The following is a 710-nucleotide window of genomic DNA, read 5'->3' on the forward strand; positions in this document are numbered from 1 at the left end:
GACGATTAACAAGGGTAAGGTTACCTTCAACTACACGCAACTGGGCCACAAGGTTAAAGTTGATGTCATCAATGCTATCAGCGGGGCGAGTATCGGCACCACAACCTTAACCGTTCCCACTAACGAAGTATTGAAGCCCATGAACTTCATCAATACCACGATGACTAACAAAGGCTTCATTCCGGTTACCCAAGCCGCTTTTGCGAATGATTATGCAGCGAACAAAGCTTTTTTAGGCCTTTATGGTCAAGATGATTATATTGTCCGGGCCATGAATGACTTTGATGCCGATCCAGTCTTGAAGTTCTACGTTCAACCAGCCGAAACTAATATCACCGATCAAGCTAAGTTGAGTAAGAAGGTTACGCGGACTATTCACGAAACCTTCCCACACTCAGTGGTCATTGATGGGAAGCCGGTTGATACGCGGGCAACGACCCAAACGGTTGAATTTACGCGAACTGGTAAGCACAATGAAGCCACGGGTCAAGACACCTTTACCGATTGGGTTCTGACTGTTAATGGAGAAAAGCATCCAGGCGCTACCGGGACTTGGTCACAATTTATGCCACAACCAATCGATGGTTACACGCCAATGATTGATCACCAAGCCGGGACGGAAGTGCCAGAAGTCAAGAACATTACGGCCAATGATAAAGATGTGACAGTTAATGTGACCTACCAGGCCAATGCTCAAAGCATGCAGATTC

General features: G+C 46.6%; 1 protein-coding gene. It reads left to right on the forward strand.

The annotated features are described in order from the left end of the window. The coding region (locus tag ACFIK0_RS09405) for a mucin-binding protein (protein WP_375663911.1) at nucleotides 1–710 on the forward strand (710 nt) is incomplete at both ends.

Origin of the sequence: Bartonella sp. CL63NXGY (genome assembly GCF_042194905.1) — a bacterium.
In the GTDB taxonomy this organism is placed as follows: domain Bacteria; phylum Pseudomonadota; class Alphaproteobacteria; order Rhizobiales; family Rhizobiaceae; genus Bartonella.